Source organism: Vibrio sp. 10N.222.55.C6 (genome assembly GCF_041473395.1).
Classification (GTDB): domain Bacteria; phylum Pseudomonadota; class Gammaproteobacteria; order Enterobacterales; family Vibrionaceae; genus Vibrio; species Vibrio crassostreae_C.
In genome coordinates this window covers 1-17,187 of the sequence record NZ_JBFRSD010000005.1, presented here as the reverse complement: position 1 = coordinate 17,187, position 17,187 = coordinate 1, and the positions used below count along the sequence as shown (strand labels likewise).

The following is a 17,187-nucleotide window of genomic DNA, read 5'->3' as shown; positions in this document are numbered from 1 at the left end:
AGGCCTATGGCTGTTGCTTAGTTGGTGCTAGAGCAATCTCACGGATACATACATTCTGTGGTTGTTGGTAAGCGAATGATACAGCGCGAGCGATATCGTCAGCTGCCAATACGCCACCCATGTCTTCTTTCCAAGAATCGTAACCGTCTTTGATCTCTTGAGATGTTGTGTGAGACAGAAGCTCAGTTTCTACAGCACCCGGTGCGATAGTGGTAACACGAACATTTGAAGCCGCCACTTCTTCACGAACGTTCTCAGAAATAGCGTGTACCGCGAATTTAGTACCACAGTAAGCTGCGTGGCTTGGGAATGTTTTCTTACCCGCGATAGAGCTGATGTTGATGATAGTACCCGTGTTGCGTTCCATCATCGGAGCAAGTACAGATTGCATGCCGTTTAGAAGACCAATTACGTTCACGTCGAACATTGTCTTCCACTCTTGTGCGTCTTGAGTATCGATTTGACCAAGAAGCATTGCGCCAGCGTTGTTGATAAGCGCATCTACAGGACCAAACTTCTCTTCACCTTGTGCGATAGCTGCATCAAAAGACGCTTTGTCTGTTACGTCTACTTTCACAGATAGAGAGTTTGGTAGGTTCAGCGCTTCAAGGCGGTCAATACGACGAGCTAAAAGTAGTAGAGGGTGACCTTCATCGCTTAGACGACGAGCGATTGCTTCACCAATACCAGAGCTTGCACCTGTAATTACGATTAGTTTTTTCATTTTATTTCCTCTGTACTTTTATTGCGTCGGTTGGCTACGACGTATTGTTTAAGTGCATTCGAATCAAGTGCTTGTTGCCTTGCTTCGTTGCGATGGAGGTATATTAAGGAAAATAGAATTGTTGATATATAGCACTTTACTTGAAACACTGTTGCTGTGGTGCAACAATAAAAGCGTCTATCTCATAACTTCATAAGTAAGCTGGCGACTATGCTTAATCAAATTAACCTGTCTGATATTCGTTCTTTCGTGCTGATCGCTCGTTTAGGTAATTTCACCAAAGCGGCGGAGGAGTTGGATGTGTCTCGTTCCCACGTATCACGCCAAGTGAGCAGCCTAGAAAAGCAGATGGGTGTGACACTGTTTATCCGCACCACTCGAACCTTAAGGTTGACTCACGCAGGGCAAGATCTGTACGCGAGATGTGAACAAGCCTTAGATAATATAGACCAAGCCTTGATTGCTGCTGTGGATGACGTCGAAGAAGTACGTGGCGACATAAAAGTAAACTGTGTTGGCGGTTATCTGGGCGAGGTGATCATCGCGGATCTGGTCAATGAGTTCATGCAACTCTACCCAGACATCAGCATCAGCCTTGATTTCAGTAGTAACCGAGTCGACTTGATTGAAGACGCGTTCGATATCGCATTTCGTATGGGAAGCCTTGAAGATGCGGGCTTTATCGCGAGAAAGCTTTTGGACATCGAGATGGGAACGCTCGCAAGCCCTGAATATTTTGCTCGCAAAGGAAAGCCAAACCATCCTAAAGATCTCATTCACCATGACTGCTTAACGGGGTCTGTGCGTAAGTGGAGCTTTCAAGCTTTGGATGACACCAAGAAAACAGTCGATGTTCATGTCACGGGTAGGCTGCAATGTAAGAATGGGCGAGTGTTAGTTCAGGGCGCGAAATCGGGCAACGGAATTATTCGTGTACCAACCATCTATTGCTTGCAAGAGATCAATGATGGGCAATTGGAGCAGGTGTTTAATGAGTGGATAGTGCCGAAAGTGGACTTTTCAGCGATCTATCATCGAGACCGCTATCAACCGAGCCGAATTCGAACCTTCATTGATTTTGTGAAAGGCCGTTTTGAGCAAATGCCAGTCAGCTAAATAGTGCGTGCTGTCCATTATTTGGAATAGAGTGGACTTGCTTGGGCTTACATCTCGTCGATTTCGTTTTGTAGACTTTCCAGTTGATCCAGAATCAGTAAGAACTTCTCACCAAAGGGCGTCACTTGATATTCAACTCTTGGTGGGAGTTCGTTGAACATTTGCTTGTCTAAAATTCCAAATTCTACATTTCGCTTCAAACATTCATTCAATACCTTTGTAGATAGCCCTTCTACTGAGCGCACCATTTCACCGGGGCGATTAATGCCATTTGCCAGTAATTGGTAAACCGTTAGCGACCATTTACAGCCGTAGATGGTTTCGACCATGCGAGCTGAGCGCTCTGGTGCTGATTTTCTTGAAAAAAAGTTTTCCTGATTTTTCATAAAGATGTACCAATAAGTACCTACCTAACTGATTTGTACTTACTATTCATAGTGTTAGTTCAAAGCCTAAGATTACCACGTTCACATGACTTAGGAGATAACAAAATGAACTTCACTAAAAATGGTATTGCAGTAGTAATCGGTGGCACAAGTGGTATGGGCTTTGAAACAGCGAAGCAGTTAGTCGCTCAAAACATCCATGTGTTGGTGGTCGGCAATAACCCAACTAAGTTAGATAAAGCGGTGTCAGAGCTGCAATCGCTCGGTCATGCTTCAGGCTGGCAAGCTAACCTTTATGATGATGCAAGTGTGTCTCGTCTTATTACGCATTTAGAGTCGCTCGAAGAAGGTATTGGTTACCTTGTGAATGCGGCTGGTTACTTCAACCCTAAAGCGTTTATTGAACACCAAGAATCTGATTACGAGCAATACATGCAGCTCAATAAAGCAACCTTCTTCATCACTCAAGCTGTCAGCAAGTTGATGATCAAAAACGGTGGCGGAAACGTGGTAAATGTAGGCTCTATGTGGGCCAAACAAGCTATTAGAGCGACACCATCCTCTGCGTATTCAATGGCAAAAGCTGGCTTGCACGCTTTAACACAGCACATGGCGATGGAGCTTGCGGACTACAACATTCGCGTGAATGCGGTTTCTCCTGCTGTTGTTAAAACGCCGATTTACGAATCTTTCATCAAACCTGAAGAAGTGGATCAAGCGCTAGAAGGCTTCAACGCGTTCCATCCTATTGGTCGAGTAGGTTTGCCGAAAGACATCGCCAATAGCATCTCTTTCTTACTATCAGACAGTGCAGATTGGGTAACGGGTGCAATCTGGGATGTTGATGGCGGTGTGATTGCTGGTCGTAATTAATCAGGATTCTTTTTAGGTGGCTGTCGCGCAGGAAAAATAGCAGCGAGATGGCCTCCTTGATGAGTATTCGCGTAGAATAAAAGCTAGAAAGATAATAAGAATAATTAAAACGATAACAAGAGTAAGGTCGCCATTATGTTCAACATGGACTTTTCAAAAAAGCTGGTTATTGAAACCGAATCATTAGATTGGGTCGCGAGCCCTGCAAAAGGGGTATGGCGTAAGCCGTTAGAAAGGGAAGAGAAAGAATCAGGCCACACGACTAGTGTGGTGAAGTACGGTCCTGAATCTTCATTCTCCGAACACCCACATCCGCAAGGAGAAGAGATCTTCGTATTAGACGGTGTGTTCTCAGATGAAACTGGCGATTTCCCCGCTGGCACTTATATCCGTAATCCTCCAGGCAGCGCGCATTCCCCATCGAGTAAAGAGGGCTGCACGATCTTAGTTAAGCTTAATCAGTTTGATGCGAGAGACTTAACGCAAGTTCGAGTCAATACGCTCGAAACGGAATGGCTACCTGGTATTGGCGGGTTACAAGTCATGCCACTGCATGAGTTTGAGCACGAGCATGTCGCTTTAGTGAAGTGGCCTGTTGGCGAACGTTTTCAGCCGCACCGTCACTTTGGTGGAGAAGAGATCTTTGTGTTGTCGGGCACCTTTAAAGATGAACATGGCGTGTACCCGAAACATACTTGGATGCGTAGCCCTCACATGAGCGAGCATTTCCCTTATGTGGAAGAAGAGACGATCATCCTAGTGAAAACAGGTCATTTGCCACTGATATGATGATTATCTCGATAAGTAAAATAGAAAGCCGCTTACTAAAAGTCAGCGGCTTTCTGCTTTCTAGTGCCTATTGAGCTTACCTAATACACATTTGAGCATTAGTAAGCAACACCAATACGTTGGCGCGGGAACTTGCCAGCTTCGAGCTCATCAATCATCGCAATAGCGTAATCGCTGACTGAAATTTTGCTGTTACCATCCTCGTCGGTGAGCAGTTGATCGCCACCAGTGCGGTAGGTCGATAGTTTCTCGCCCGGGAATATTTCTGCGGCAGGGCTAACGAACGTCCAGTTAACTTCGCTATTAGATTGCTTGAACACTTCAAGAGCTTCGCCCTGTGCTAGCGCTTCATTTTTGTAATCCGCAGGAAAGTCAGGAACAGTCACTAGCGGTACGTTTGGCGCTACTTCTAATGAGCCAGCTCCGCCAACCCAAAGTAGGCGATCGATACCGATGCTCGGTAATGTTGCCAGCAATTTAGTCGCAGTGTTTTTTACGATGTCGTGATTACCCAGAGCACGTCCGCCAATCGAAGTAATGACTGCATCAACGCCGGATAGTGCGTTTGCTAGACTTGCGGCTTCATCTTGTAAATCAAATGAACGAACTTCAATGCCTTTGGTTTCCACGCGGCTTGCATCTCTTACAACAGCAACGACCTCGTGACCACGAGATTGAGCTTCTTGAGCGATGTGACTACCAATCCAACCTGATGCACCTAATACTGCAATTTTCATAATGTCTCTCCAATTATCTAATTTATTGAGTCGTTTTCTCGACAGCCATTGCAGTCTAATAGCTCACTAGGTTGCGATAAATATCGCAAAATGATGTAGATTGTATCTATATAGTGATCTAATAAGGTTCGATAAGCTGCGAAATAGTTCAAGGAGAGTGTGATGGATAGGTTGACGGCAATGCGTAGCTTTGTCGAAGTTGCGAATTGTGCCAGCTTCACCCAAGCAGCTGAGCATTTGGACATGAGTAGGTTGCAGGTTTCACGTCATGTTCAAGAGATAGAAGGGTGGCTGAAGCAGAGGCTATTACATAGGACGACTCGAAAGGTGAGCTTGACGGCGGCAGGGGAAATCGCTCTGCAGCGCTGTGAGAAAATCCTCCATGAGACCGCTGAGTTAGAAATTACGTCACTCAATCAAACCGATGATCTTTCTGGAACCATTCGAATTGCAGCTCCGATTGGTTTAACTCAGCACATGTTGTTGGATGTGGTCGAACAGTTCACCGAGCGCCACCCTAATATCACGGTCGAACTGTTTGCCTCAGACCGCTTTACTCAGCTGGTGGATGAGAGGATCGATATTGCACTTCGTTATACCGATCAACCTGATGATAGTTTGATTGCACGAAAGCTAATGGTTATTGATTCAGTGGTGTGTGCCTCGCAAGCCTACTTAGACAAACATGGTGAACCTGAAACGGTCGAGGCGCTTCGACAACACAATTGTTTTCGTCACTTGAATGTTTCTAAGTGGGATTTTGTTAAGGACAATCAACACTATTCAGTTGAGGTGTCTGGCACTATCAAGGCTAATGATGTTGGAGTGCTAACTCGTGCCGCACAGCACGGGAAAGGGGTAGTTCGTTTACCTTGTGACTTAGCCAACCCACTGATTGCGAATGGCAAATTGATACGAATATTGGATGAGTTTGTTTCACCGAGTAGTGTGCTGTGGGCGGTGTATTTGTCTCGTAGTTATCAGCTGCCGGTTGTTCGTCAGTTCATTGATTTTGCCGCAGAAGCTTGGTCTAGCGATATCAAATCTGGCGATGTTTGAAACTTCATAGGCAATGATACATAGCGATAGAATTTTAAAAGCTCATAAATACAAAAATCCGATATCAATGGTGATATCGGATTTGAACTCAATAATTCAGAGTTCCAGCACGCTCTCCTCTCACGAAGTCTTTACATGTAATGATGTACGGATAATCGGGTATTTATTACCTTTTCGTTTACGTCTGGTAAAGGCTGATACAAGCTTCTCGTAATGTCGGATAATACTTGGTCGTAAACTTGCGACACGACGCTAGAGATATCACTGGTTAATTCGTACATGCTATCTGCCGGTTGGGTCGCTTCGTTACTTGATGCGATCTCTGAGAGTGCATGCATCGCTCGCGTACAAACCGGTGACCCACTACTAAGAGGGCAGATAATCGATAACTGGTTGAGTTTTCTGTGTGTCTGAGAGGCGTAGAATTTGAATCTCAAATACTCCTCAGGCTTCTCCATATCAGGGATACACATTCGTAATTTGGTCAGGATCTCCATGCAATCTAAGATCTGTTGCCAATTCATGTGGTACTCACGGCTCATGTCTTCACGCTCAGACTGAATTAGCCAGATGATCATTACTTCATCCATCAAGAACATGCTATGGCGAATTGTTTTGCCATGAATCGATTGGTTACGCACCAAGCTACGGTTTTGCCAGTCGCTGTGCATAGCGATGAGCTTGAGGTGATAGATGCGATACATAGGGCTGCTGTCAAACGACACATGGGATTGAAGCAGCTCAGATACCTCAAGTATGTTGTCGTAAATCTCGTTCACTTTACGAATCGAGTCGCTAGACAATTTATACGCCAGAGCGTAATGCGTTGCCGCGCGGTGTTTGCGTGATAACAACAATAACTCTCTAAGCAGAACTAAGGTTTCAAACCTGTGTGATAGCGCTGTTTGTCTCTTCCTTGAGAAATGAAACAGGGCTGCAAGTACTAATAGGGATAAACCCACTGAAATAACTACAAACATATTCAACTCCTAATATTTGTATACCTACTTAGTGGTAGTGCAGACACCATGCCAAAATAAATAAGTGTTATATTTCATTGATTTATGATTTTTCTCAAATTATGGATGATCAATCATGGTGCATGACTTCACCATTCGAGTGAATGTTTCTCATATTTTGCAGGATTTTTTGAGAGGTTACGCTTTTCTAACGATAGGTTGGGGAGGTTTCGGTAAGTAGAGACACTTTGGCGATCCATTTCAGGCTCGTTTCAAGCTACGGAAATTAAAAAGGCCTCACCCTATATGCTTTAACTCTAAAAGCAGTAAGAGTGAGGCCTTTCAATGTTCACTTCGCAGTGTAGTTGACTTAACGACTAAGTGTTTAGCATTGAGGGCTAAACGTTATGCAAGCTTAAGGTCGAACTCAGTGCGGTACATCACCATGTCTTCAATGGTCAGTACTGGCATGTTGTGTAGTTTGCCGAAAGCAACGATCTCTGGCGCTTTTGCCATCGTACCATCCGGATTGGTTACTTCACAAAGTACACCGGCAGATTGAAGACCAGCCATTTGCATAAGATCTACTGTACCTTCTGTGTGGCCGCGACGAGCAAGTACACCACCTTTACGAGCACGCAATGGGAATACGTGGCCAGGGCGAGCAAGGTCAGTAGGCTTAGCTGTTGGATTTGCAGCTGTCTTGATCGTTGTTACACGGTCAGCGGCAGAAACACCTGTTGTTACACCAACTTTCGCTTCGATAGTGACGGTAAACGCAGTTTGGTTTGCGCTGTTGTTATCAACAACCATAGGTGGAAGTTCAAGTTGGTTCGCTTGCTCGTCAGTTAGACACAGACACACAATGCCGCTGCATTCGCGGATCATAAGCGCCATTTGAGCATTCGTCAGGTGTTCTACTGAGTAGATGATGTCGCCTTCGTTCTCACGATCTTCATCGTCAAGTAGAAGTACGCCACGACCTTCGCGTAGAGCTTGCAGTGCATTTTCAACGCGAGTGATTGGTTCGCCAAATTCGGCAAGTAGTGAAGACTGATTCATGGTTAAACTCCTAAAATATCACCAGAATCAGGGCTGTATGAGGGATCTCAACCGAGCACAACAAAGCCTACTCATTACAAGTCAACTTTAGCTCATTATGGTTTTATCCAAAACGAAATGCACCCGCCTAAGTTGGAGGTACGAACCCAACTCACGCGGGTACGCCTTTCCAACTTAAACGAGTGTGTTTTCATTCTCTCTCATCCGGACTATAACCGTCGGCTCTGGCATCTCACCAGATCTGCTGACCTCGACGAATCGAGCGCTCGCGGGCTTATCTTTAGATTTTGCTAAGGACATACCGCCGGTGGGGAATTTCGCCCCGCCCTGAGAATAAAAATTAATAATCTGTTTTGCTTTTGAAAGCAGACCAGATGGTAATCCTTTCAATAGTGGATTTAAAGGACTGACAGCAAAGTTTTTAAGATTCTGGCCTTATAATCCGGTAAGTGTTCACTTTATCAGCAGAACGCGTCCGGTAGTCTATTAATGGGATGATGCCTTTGTCTCGTCTGGTTTCAGTGGTTTTTGCTATCTCTATGAACATAAATGGATGTTGAACATTATTGGTGCTGGCGTGGCTGTTCACCGAATCAATACTCAAGAGGTCCATTAATCGAATATTGTTACACCATGACGGCTGACTGACCGTTTTGACATAAAATTGATATTGACGATGCTAAGCTGCGATAGCATCCGACCACTTTATCTAAAAGATCTTAGCCATGACTTCTCTGTTCTCTAACAAATCCAAAGGCTTATTACTGCTCGTTCTAAGTTTGTATTCCCTCATACCCTTTTTGATCTTTGGATCTGACTTCGACCTTGGAAGTGCTGTTTTGCCTTTCTATGGCGCCTTCATAACGTTTGTGACTTACTCTGCGGGCAATCAAGGGTTCTTGGTAACACTAGCGATTTTGTCTTTAGTATTGTTCACGATGAAGTTTTCCAAAGCGAAGTTAGTCAGTCTTTGTCTGCAGCTCGGCTTGTTGTTGGTGCTTAGCTTTGCAGCGAAAACCTTCTTAAAGCATTCCACTGAGAGCCCTCGTCCTTATTCTGAGTATTTGGTGACGCAGGAAGTGGTTGATATGCCGGAAGTGTTTTACGAATTACCATTGGTTGAAAAGAATGCTGCGATTGAGTCTGTACAAGATAAGGTGAGCGAGTGGCGAACGCGTCACTGGTTGGGTGAAACTGACTACTCTTTCCCATCTGGACATATGATTTTCGTCGGTGTGTGTTTGGCGTTCTTTGGTGGTCTTCTCCTAGAGGCGAAACGCTTTTATCTAGTCGGCGGTTTACTGGTTTGGGCTGGTGGTGTCGCCTATAGCCGTGTTTGGCTTGGCATGCATCGACCAGAAGACTTAGCCGGATCTATTGCCTTTGCGGGTTTGATCTATTTATTGGTGCCGCTTATCTCAGAGCAAAAAATAGAACGCTATTTACCTGCATTTTTGAAACAGACTTCTTAGGGATCCGTCCTCACTGCAAAAGAAGGGCTCAGATTAGCAGTACGTAATAAACGCTACTGATTGAGCCCTAGCTCTGCTTGCTTCTTTTTGGTTAGACCTAAGGACACAATTCGGTGTGACTCAATGAGATAGTATCTCAGCTCCTCATCCCTTTCTGGCGTGCTTTCAAACAGCTGAATCCATTTCATACCGCGTGAAGCAAAGTAGGGTGCGGGTTTATAGCCCGGCTCTTCTTTGAGAAAGTCGAAATTCTGATCGGACGCCTTGAAGATAAACGCAGGCTCATCTTTCGGTCCCCAACCACCAATCGCAAACACCTTGCCACCTACTTTCCAAACGTGAGAGTTATTCCACTGCATCACATAACTGGTTGCAGGCAGTGACTCGCAGAATGCGTTGAATTCGTCGTAAGTCATAGAGCGTCCTTTTATCTACTGGGTGTTTGTGTTGGTTTTCTAAGATGTCTTTCTTCTTCTTGTTTTTATCGCCAATAACTAGCCAGCTAAACCCTGCCAGATTGCCGTAAAGCCACTGATAGAACATAGCAGTAATGAACCAATGCGTATCTTCTCTTTAGGGATGCTTTGTGTCGTCATCAATGCCACTTTATAACCTAACCAAGCCGCAGGCAGCAAAGGGATGGTGATGATCAAATGGTGCATGGTGAAGAAGCCAATTGGGATCTGAACAATCAACGAGATGATCGAACTAAACACGAAAAACGCAGAAAGGTTGCCACGAAGCTGATTAGCGTCTTGGTGTTGCAGTAGCAGTGCCATCGGAGGACCACCAATACCCGAACTGGTGCCAAAGAACCCAGAAAAGAAACCTGCAATACCCATCTTAGTTGGGGTTGGTTCGAGTCTAAAGGGCAGTAGGCTAACAATCACGGCAAATACCACCAATAAGCCCAACCATAGTGATAACACGCTCGTTGAAACCATCACTAACAAAGCGCCACCTGCCAGTGACCCCGGAATGCGGCCCAGCAATGCGATTTTTAATCCGCCAATAGAGATATTTGCTCGATGTTTAAAAGCGTTGAATAACGAGATAAACAAACCGATTAAACAGATAGGTGCAGGTACATAATCAGGAGAGACCAAAAACAGCAGTGGAGCTGCAACAATGGCCAAACCAAAGCCGATTGCGGTTTGCACAAATGAGCCGACAAAAATAAGTGCCATTGCGATAAGGACAGTCTGATCCATGTATTCCATAAGCCTGCGGATTAGTTTTAAAGGAGCGGGTGGATACTATAAATGAAAACCAAGAGAATAGTCTTATTATTCAGTGAGCTTTATGCCAGTTTCGCTAGTTATAGTTTCTATTATCGCGACCAACAAAAAAGCGAGTGAGTATCTCAGGATGCTTCCTTTCAATACTCACTCGCTTTATTGGAACGACTTGTTGTTTACGCTAGTGGGGGAGTCAGCATAAAACGTTAAGCCATTGCCAATTTCACTCGCTCAATCGGCTTGTCATTGATTGGTAAATGGATAAGTGCTGCTGCAAATGCCAGTACCACCGTTGACCACCAGATTGGCTCGTAAGAACCGTAGTAATCGTATATACGACCACCCACCCAAGCGCCTAAGAAGCTACCCACTTGGTGAGTAAAGAACACCAAACCGTACAACGTTGATAGGTAACGGGCACCGAAGATCTGACGTACTAAGCCAGACGTTAGCGGAACCGTACCCAACCAACAGAATCCAATTGCCGCACCGAAGATAGCCGCGGTTGATTCAGTCACAGGCAGAGTAACAAACGCACCGATAACCACAGTACGCACTAAGTACAGTGCAGACATAACGTGGCGTTTGCTGAACTTGTCGCCCATTACACCCCAGAAGTAAGACCCGAAGATGTTGAAGATGCCAACGTAAGCCAGTGCCATTGCAGCGCTGCTCGCGGGTAGGTCTTTATCTGCTAAATAGCTCGGTAAGTGCGTTGCGATAAACATTACGTGGAAACCGCACACGAAGAAGCCCGCGTGAATCAACCAGTAACCTTTGTGAGCAAACGCTTCAGACAACGCTTCTTTGAGTGTTTGGTTCCCTTCAGCTTGCGCTTGTTTGTTTGAGGCTGCTTTAGGCGCTAGCATGAACAGCGCAAAAGAGATCATCAAACAACACAGTACGCCAAACACTTGCATCGCACTCTGCCAGTCAAATTCATTCAGCATGTATTGTGCGCCCGGAATTACCGCGAACATACCAAATGAACCTGCAGCCGTGGTTAAGCCAAACGCCTTAGCCGCGTGCTCTGCTGGTACAACTTTCGCTACTGCGCCAAGCACGATCACGTAACTTGTCGCACTCAAGCCAAGACCAACCAGTGCGCCTAACGAAACGTAAAGCATGCTCGATTCGGTAGAAATTGAGGTAAGAAGTAAACCCAAACCGTAAGCACATGCGCCAGCAATAATGATGCGTCTTGCTCCCCATTTGTCAGCGGCCATACCAACAAAAGGTTGGAACACACCGAACAATAAGTTTTGTAGAGCAATAGAGAAGCTGAAAAACTCTCGACCCGTGCCGAAATGCTCTGAAATTGGCATCATGAAAATGCCGAATGATTGTCTGATCCCTAGACTGATAATAAGTGTGCCTATCCCTAGCCATACCAGTAAAGGAAAACGGAAAATGCTCATTCTAATACTCTTAAATTAATGGTGGTGATGTGAGTGGTCTTGCGCTGACATGTGTTGGTCAGTCATCTCATGGTGATGTTCGTGCCCAGAATGATCATGCCCTGACTGCTGGTGGCAACCACTGCTTACGGCATGCTGAGCCAAGAGATCAATCAATGGCTGACTGTGATGCACAATAACCAAACTAATGACGAGGAATAACGTCATTCTGGCAAGTTGGGCAAAAAGAGATTGTGAAAACATACGGTGTTGACATGCGCTCAATGTTGTAAGAAGTCGCGCATCATAGTGATGAGTCGGGTATGTATCAAATGACCATTTGTGATGTAGTCTATGCGTTTTATGCATAGATTGTCGCTTGATTGGAATTGGTATAAAACGCGCTCAATAAATAAGAAAACTTGAAGCTCGTTAGTTAATTGAAACAAGTATCTAATTAAGAATGAAAGTCTAAATTAAGGCTTATAACTAGCTGTTTAATTTAAAGTTTCACAAAGCTGTAAAAACTAATATACAAACTAATCACTAAGCAACATTGCTCGTTCACTCGACTTATCTGTCAAACATCGTAAATTTGGGCATAAATCGTTTCAAGACTACTGAAACGCGATGTTAAAAGATTCAGGGAGAGTCATTCACATGGATAAAGATCATAATCTTCGCGAAAACTTACTGGCACTGATCTTAGGTAGCGCATTGGTTTCACTCGGCGTTATCTTTTTCAACCAAGTCGGTTTGCTCACCGGGGGCACGGCTGGTCTAGCGATCTTCATTACCAAAGTAACAGATTTGAGCTTTGGCCAAGTATTCTTCGCACTTAACTTACCTTTCTATATTTTGTCGGTTGCTCGTATGGGCTGGCGCTTCACAATCAATACGTTTATCGCGGTTTCGATTGTTTCGTTCGCCGTGGATCACTTGTATCACGTGATTCAAATTGCCGAAATTCATGCATTGTATGCAGCTTTACTTGGTGGTGGCTTGATTGGTACCGGCATGCTGGTGATTTTCCGTCACAAGATGAGCTTAGGTGGCTTCAACATTCTGGCGTTGTTCTTACAAGAACGTTTTGGAATTCGAGCAGGTAAGGTTCAGATGGCATTAGACTGCACGATTGTTGTGCTTTCTCTGTTCATTGTTGATGTGTCATTGGTTCTTCTGTCTGTGCTTGGTGCGATAGTCACCAACTTGATTCTAGCAATGAATCATAAACCGGGGCGCTATCAACCTGTGGTAAAAGCGGAAGCAGCATAGTTCGGTTCGCTCAAGCTCTAGATTTGCTTAAGTAAAGAGTGATTTGCAGATTATGAAAACAACAAAGCCAGCATTAATTGCTGGCTTTGTTCTATTGAAATAACGGATTCGATGTAACGATTAACACTTGCCGCAGCTGGCGTTCGGCTTAAGCTCGCAATCAATCACATTGCCTTGTTGATCAAGGGACAAGTTACAACACTCTTCAAACAGGTTCTTAAGATCAGCACGGCTTTTTTGCACGCGGGATTTAACCGTTGAATAGCTGACGTTCTGCGCTTCTGCGATCTCTTTTTGGCTTTGGCCTTTGATGTCGACCGCAAGCAGTAGCGATGAACTTTGTTCTGGCAATGCCTGAATAAAAGGTTCAATACACAATGAAAGTTTCTGCTTAAATTCAGAGTCGTGGTCTAAATCGGTAAACCACAGATCTTCAGCATCAATTTGGCTATCACGTTGTTGGCGTGCATGCTTACGGTAGAAGTCGATAATGGTGTTGTTGGCTAACTGGAACAGCCAAGCCTTAACACTGCTAGCATCTTGTACCTTATCTAAGTTCTGATAGGTCTTAATCAAGATATCTTGGAGCAAGTCGTCTACATCCGCAGAGTTGTTGACCTTTGAATGCAGGAATGACTTTAATGCTTGCTGATACTCGGCCCAGACTTGTTCGAGCTTCAAAGGTGCATTAGTTGCACTGTTCATTTACGCAACATTCGTCTTGTAAGAAATCAATCACACCTTCTAGGCACTCATACTCCGCCACGCAGAATAGAGTTCTTCCTTCTCGTCTTTGGCTGATTAGGCCCGCAGACGCCAAGCTTGATATGTGGTGAGACAAGGTAGAACCGGGAATGCCTAGCTCTTCTTGTAGGCCGCCAACTGCAATGCCTTGGTAGCCAGCTTTAACGACACTCTTATAAATGGTTAGGCGAATAGGGTGCCCCAACTCTTTAAGTGCTTTCGCAACGACTTCTAAGTTCATATTAACTCCTCAAGATTTAATTTCGATGTTAGTCGAAATGTATGTCGAATTCAAATTTAAAAACGGTGTCTGTGTAAGTTATTGAAAAACTGTGTTTTCGAAAGTCATTTCGATTTTTATCGAAATAATGCTTGTTCTGGAGCTGTTTATTTCTATAATTCGAGAATATTCGAAATTAAGGGTTGGTTATTTTTCTCATAGAGCCCGACCTTCAATCCAGTTTGGAGTTAATTATGAGCAATGAAATGTTAACAATGCTGAAAGACGCACTTGATATGTTCGCTTTCTTAGCAGTAGAGCTAATTATCCTTTTCTTAGCGATCAGCTACATTGTTGGGATTCTTCAAGAGTTCCTTACACCAGAAAAGATTCAATCTATCCTGAGCTCACGTAATGGTAAGGGTTATGTAGTAGCAGCACTACTGGGTGCAATTACACCTTTCTGTTCATGTTCGACCATTCCTTTCTTAAAAGGATTGCTGCGTGCAAGAGCGGGTTTCGGTCCAATGATGGTGTTCCTATTTGGTAGCCCACTATTGAACCCAGTGATCATTGGTTTGTTTGTGATTACCTTCGGTTGGCAAGTTGCTGTGTTCTACTTCCTTGTAGCAATGACGGTGTCTGTAGTGGCTGGTTACGCACTTGAGAAGCTTGGCTTTGAGCGTTACGTAAAACCTGAAGCGTATGAATCAACAGGTTCAGCTTCAAGCTGTGGCACTAGCTGTGGTGACTCTGCTCCTAAGAAAGCAGCACCGGTTAAAGCAGAATCTTCATGTGGTACAAGTGCATGTGGCGAACCTGCACCCGTAATGGCGAAAGAGACATCTTGCTGCGATTCTAAAAAAGAAGAGCCACAAGTAACGGTTTCATGCTGTTCAGCGGATGGAAGCGCAACAGCTGAAATCGTAGAGAAGAAAGAACCTAGTCGTTGGATGAGAATTTGGTTCTCAACTTGGAAAGACTTCAAACAAGTTTTCCCTTACCTAATGATGGGTATCGCGATTGGTTCATTCATCTACGGCTTCATTCCTACAGACCTTATTGCACAGTACGCTGGTGAAGGTATGTGGTATGCGATTCCAGTAGCAGCCGTGATTGGTATTCCACTGTATATTCGTGCTGAAGCGGTAATCCCACTAAGTGCAGCTCTAGTACAGAAAGGCATGGCGCTGGGTTCAGTTATGGCATTGATCATTGGTAGTGCAGGTGCAAGTTTGACGGAAGTTATCCTGCTTAAATCAATCTTCAAAAATCAGATGATTGCGGCCTTCCTATTCGTAATACTAAGTATGGCGATTGGTGCAGGTTACCTATACACCTTCATCTTTGGTTAATCTTAGATAACACCATCGATACGAAAATATAGCTAATAAAAAAGAGCTCACCTTGTTGAGCTCTTTTTGTTTAGCTTATCAGTCCGGAGGCTAGAAACCGCGAATATCCAGCTCATTATTGATCAATACAACGCACTGAGAAGCAAACAGCATGTTCGGGCCTAAGCTGATCTTTTCTGTTCCTAAGCGCTTTAAGCTGTTGTAGCTTTTCTTCGGCATAGGGATGTGATCAGTAAGAAGGAAACATGGGTTTTCAGCAATCTCTGCATCACGGATAAAGTCACCTTTCTTATCCATCATGTATAGCTGGTGGTCTTCAGCCAGTTCTTTGACTAGTTTTTCAAAGCTCATAGTGCGAACGACGATTCCCGGTTCAACCTGACGAGTCTGCTCTTTGGTCATACCTTGAGAAGCATCAACCGCTCTTACTACCGCTGATAACAATGCCGATTCATGAAAGCCACCAATGTTGGTGATCTCATTTGAATCGAAAGTGATCGTACGTGAAAAGTCTTTAGTACTTTCTAATACAAGGTGTACGGTGACATTCTTACGGTGAGATTGAGCAACGAAGATCGTGTTCATCAGAGTATGAGCCAGAATCTCAGTATGAGCATCTTGCCCAACACCTTCTAAGATAAGTTTGCTCTCTGTAGGGGCTGCGCGAGCGCGTAATACAAATGAACGCATGGAATGTACCTTGTCAGTATGTGATAAAGCGAAACGGGCTTTATCAACATGAATTGATGAATAACCAAAATTGTGGCGGTATGTAACTCTTTTCTATTAATGAAGTCAAATAGAGTTGCGTATAGCGCCAACCAGAAGAACTCTGCGTATTAAATAGAGAATGACCACATTACAAGATGGTAAGGGTTGAAGCGACCAAATGTTTACGTAGATAGTATGCGCAAATTATTAGGTGACTTACATAAGGAAGTAGTCGATGAAGTTACAGAAGATCAATAAAGAAGAATATAGAAAGAAGATGAACCTGCTGTTGGTTTCGTTGGTTGGGTCACTCGCAGTGTTCGCCATTGTATTCGGAACCATACTGATCGAGCTATTCGGTTCAGGGCAATCAATCGCAGGCGAATCGACAGGTAATTTCCACTTGAACGTATTAGGTGTGATCTTATCAGTCGCATTGAATGCATTTATCGCGAGCCGTGTGAAAGGGCATGATTACTTCAAAGAAGCGCTTTATGTATGGAACCTTAAACAAATCCATAATCAAATCTATCGTAAGCTCAAGCGTATTCAACCCAAAGCTGAGCAAGGCGACCGAGACGCGCTGACCATCCTTTATTTCTATTACACCACGCAAAAACAGGTATACGACCTAGACAACAACACATTGACGATAAAAACAGTTCAGCAATCGCTAGATAACATCCTAGAAGTGAGTGAGAAATGGAGCATTGAGCTAGATATAGAGGCTTTTTCGAAAGATCTAATCGCAAAGTTTTAAGTAATACACCCATTATTGTATGAGCTTTGAGCTACGAAAGAGCCTTTTGACGTAAAAGTAGCCACTTAAGCAAGTTTTTTGAATTTTTATCAAAAAAGGGGTTGCCATGTTTTCGATGATCTCTATAATGCCGCCTCACTGACACGGCAGATGCCATAAGGCTTCAGCGGTAATCAGTAAGACGGAAAGTTCGAAAGAAATTAATTTTAAAAAGTGTTTGACACTTAAGATTAAATCGCTAGAATTCACGTCCGCTTTCAAGGGTTTCTTTGTAAAAAGAAAGTTTCGACAAGCAAAGCTCTTTAACAAT

The 17,187-nt window shown here is 44.1% G+C and carries 20 protein-coding genes and 1 riboswitch; of the genes, 9 read left to right on the top strand and 11 right to left on the bottom strand.

The features are described from left to right. Positions 1–4 precede the first annotated feature (4 nt). Positions 5–724 carry an SDR family oxidoreductase gene (locus tag AB4486_RS05815; RefSeq protein ID WP_008216572.1) on the bottom strand — a complete coding sequence of 240 codons (720 nt, stop codon included), beginning with the start codon at positions 722–724 and terminating at the stop codon, positions 5–7. Between the two features lie 210 nt (positions 725–934). Between AB4486_RS05815 and AB4486_RS05810 the strand changes: the two genes are divergently transcribed. Next, positions 935–1,840: a LysR family transcriptional regulator gene (locus AB4486_RS05810; RefSeq protein WP_136974130.1), complete on the top strand. Its 906-nt coding sequence runs from the start codon at positions 935–937 to the stop codon at positions 1,838–1,840. 47 nt (positions 1,841–1,887) lie between these two features. Here AB4486_RS05810 and AB4486_RS05805 read toward each other — a convergent pair whose 3' ends face one another. Beyond that, the gene (locus AB4486_RS05805; protein WP_004741127.1) at positions 1,888–2,226 is read right to left on the bottom strand and encodes a helix-turn-helix domain-containing protein; all 339 of its coding nucleotides are present in this window, start codon (positions 2,224–2,226) and stop codon (positions 1,888–1,890) included. Positions 2,227–2,331: 105 nt separating this feature from the next. Between AB4486_RS05805 and AB4486_RS05800 the strand changes: the two genes are divergently transcribed. Together AB4486_RS05800 and AB4486_RS05795 are read left to right on the top strand one after the other, a co-directional pair. Beyond that, positions 2,332–3,099, top strand: coding sequence for an SDR family NAD(P)-dependent oxidoreductase (locus tag AB4486_RS05800; protein WP_065584096.1), 768 nt, complete (start codon positions 2,332–2,334; stop codon positions 3,097–3,099). 135 nt (positions 3,100–3,234) lie between these two features. After that, a complete protein-coding gene (locus tag AB4486_RS05795; protein ID WP_372116661.1) occupies positions 3,235–3,888 on the top strand; it encodes a cupin domain-containing protein in 654 nt (217 codons plus the stop codon). Between the two features lie 98 nt (positions 3,889–3,986). On the opposite strand, the gene AB4486_RS05790 is transcribed toward AB4486_RS05795, so the two are convergent. Continuing rightward, positions 3,987–4,625 (bottom strand): NAD(P)-dependent oxidoreductase, encoded by a 639-nt coding sequence (locus AB4486_RS05790; protein ID WP_136974127.1) that lies wholly within the window; start codon positions 4,623–4,625, stop codon positions 3,987–3,989. A 162-nt stretch (positions 4,626–4,787) separates the two neighbouring features. On the opposite strand from AB4486_RS05790, the gene AB4486_RS05785 reads away from it, so the two are divergent. Then, on the top strand, positions 4,788–5,684 hold the full coding sequence (locus AB4486_RS05785; protein WP_372116659.1) for a LysR substrate-binding domain-containing protein: 897 nt from the start codon (positions 4,788–4,790) through the stop codon (positions 5,682–5,684). A 131-nt stretch (positions 5,685–5,815) separates the two neighbouring features. Here AB4486_RS05785 and AB4486_RS05780 read toward each other — a convergent pair whose 3' ends face one another. Beyond that, positions 5,816–6,664, bottom strand: coding sequence for a hypothetical protein (locus AB4486_RS05780; RefSeq protein WP_372116657.1), 849 nt, complete (start codon positions 6,662–6,664; stop codon positions 5,816–5,818). A gap of 384 nt (positions 6,665–7,048) precedes the next feature. Then, positions 7,049–7,705 (bottom strand): 3,4-dihydroxy-2-butanone-4-phosphate synthase, encoded by a 657-nt coding sequence (gene ribB / locus AB4486_RS05775; RefSeq protein WP_017054827.1) that lies wholly within the window; start codon positions 7,703–7,705, stop codon positions 7,049–7,051. Between the two features lie 188 nt (positions 7,706–7,893). Beyond that, positions 7,894–8,044, bottom strand: a riboswitch (FMN riboswitch). Between the two features lie 386 nt (positions 8,045–8,430). Between ribB and AB4486_RS05770 the strand changes: the two genes are divergently transcribed. Next, positions 8,431–9,177 (top strand): phosphatase PAP2 family protein, encoded by a 747-nt coding sequence (locus tag AB4486_RS05770; protein WP_017064917.1) that lies wholly within the window; start codon positions 8,431–8,433, stop codon positions 9,175–9,177. A gap of 53 nt (positions 9,178–9,230) precedes the next feature. Here the strand turns inward: AB4486_RS05770 and AB4486_RS05765 are convergent, their stop codons facing one another. The 3 genes from AB4486_RS05765 to AB4486_RS05755 form a co-directional block, all read right to left on the bottom strand. After that, on the bottom strand, positions 9,231–9,593 hold the full coding sequence (locus AB4486_RS05765; RefSeq protein ID WP_017065872.1) for an MmcQ/YjbR family DNA-binding protein: 363 nt from the start codon (positions 9,591–9,593) through the stop codon (positions 9,231–9,233). A gap of 78 nt (positions 9,594–9,671) precedes the next feature. After that, positions 9,672–10,397 (bottom strand): sulfite exporter TauE/SafE family protein, encoded by a 726-nt coding sequence (locus AB4486_RS05760; RefSeq protein ID WP_198599072.1) that lies wholly within the window; start codon positions 10,395–10,397, stop codon positions 9,672–9,674. Positions 10,398–10,621: 224 nt separating this feature from the next. After that, the gene (locus tag AB4486_RS05755) at positions 10,622–11,833 is read right to left on the bottom strand and encodes an MFS transporter (RefSeq protein WP_372116656.1); all 1,212 of its coding nucleotides are present in this window, start codon (positions 11,831–11,833) and stop codon (positions 10,622–10,624) included. 29 nt (positions 11,834–11,862) lie between these two features. Between AB4486_RS05755 and AB4486_RS05750 the strand changes: the two genes are divergently transcribed. Continuing rightward, positions 11,863–12,012, top strand: a complete 150-nt coding sequence (locus AB4486_RS05750) for a hypothetical protein (RefSeq protein WP_017061698.1) — start codon at positions 11,863–11,865, stop codon at positions 12,010–12,012. 460 nt (positions 12,013–12,472) lie between these two features. Beyond that, complete coding sequence (locus tag AB4486_RS05745) at positions 12,473–13,087, top strand: YitT family protein (RefSeq protein ID WP_017065874.1); 615 nt, start codon at positions 12,473–12,475, stop codon at positions 13,085–13,087. Between the two features lie 120 nt (positions 13,088–13,207). Here AB4486_RS05745 and sigZ read toward each other — a convergent pair whose 3' ends face one another. Next, positions 13,208–13,792, bottom strand: a complete 585-nt coding sequence (sigZ, locus tag AB4486_RS05740; protein WP_017061700.1) for an RNA polymerase sigma factor SigZ — start codon at positions 13,790–13,792, stop codon at positions 13,208–13,210. Beyond that, positions 13,776–14,072, bottom strand: coding sequence for a helix-turn-helix transcriptional regulator (locus tag AB4486_RS05735; RefSeq protein WP_004733042.1), 297 nt, complete (start codon positions 14,070–14,072; stop codon positions 13,776–13,778). The genes sigZ and AB4486_RS05735 overlap by 17 nt, the downstream gene beginning before the upstream one ends. Positions 14,073–14,305: 233 nt before the next feature. Here AB4486_RS05735 and AB4486_RS05730 point away from each other — a divergent pair, with 233 nt between their 5' ends. After that, complete coding sequence (locus tag AB4486_RS05730; RefSeq protein ID WP_372116654.1) at positions 14,306–15,406, top strand: permease; 1,101 nt, start codon at positions 14,306–14,308, stop codon at positions 15,404–15,406. Positions 15,407–15,496: 90 nt separating this feature from the next. Here the strand turns inward: AB4486_RS05730 and trmY are convergent, their stop codons facing one another. Continuing rightward, on the bottom strand, positions 15,497–16,096 hold the full coding sequence (gene trmY, locus AB4486_RS05725; RefSeq protein WP_372116652.1) for a tRNA (pseudouridine(54)-N(1))-methyltransferase TrmY: 600 nt from the start codon (positions 16,094–16,096) through the stop codon (positions 15,497–15,499). A 256-nt stretch (positions 16,097–16,352) separates the two neighbouring features. Here trmY and AB4486_RS05720 point away from each other — a divergent pair, with 256 nt between their 5' ends. After that, on the top strand, positions 16,353–16,877 hold the full coding sequence (locus AB4486_RS05720; protein WP_065584102.1) for a DUF3087 family protein: 525 nt from the start codon (positions 16,353–16,355) through the stop codon (positions 16,875–16,877). The last annotated feature ends 310 nt before the right edge of the window (positions 16,878–17,187 follow it).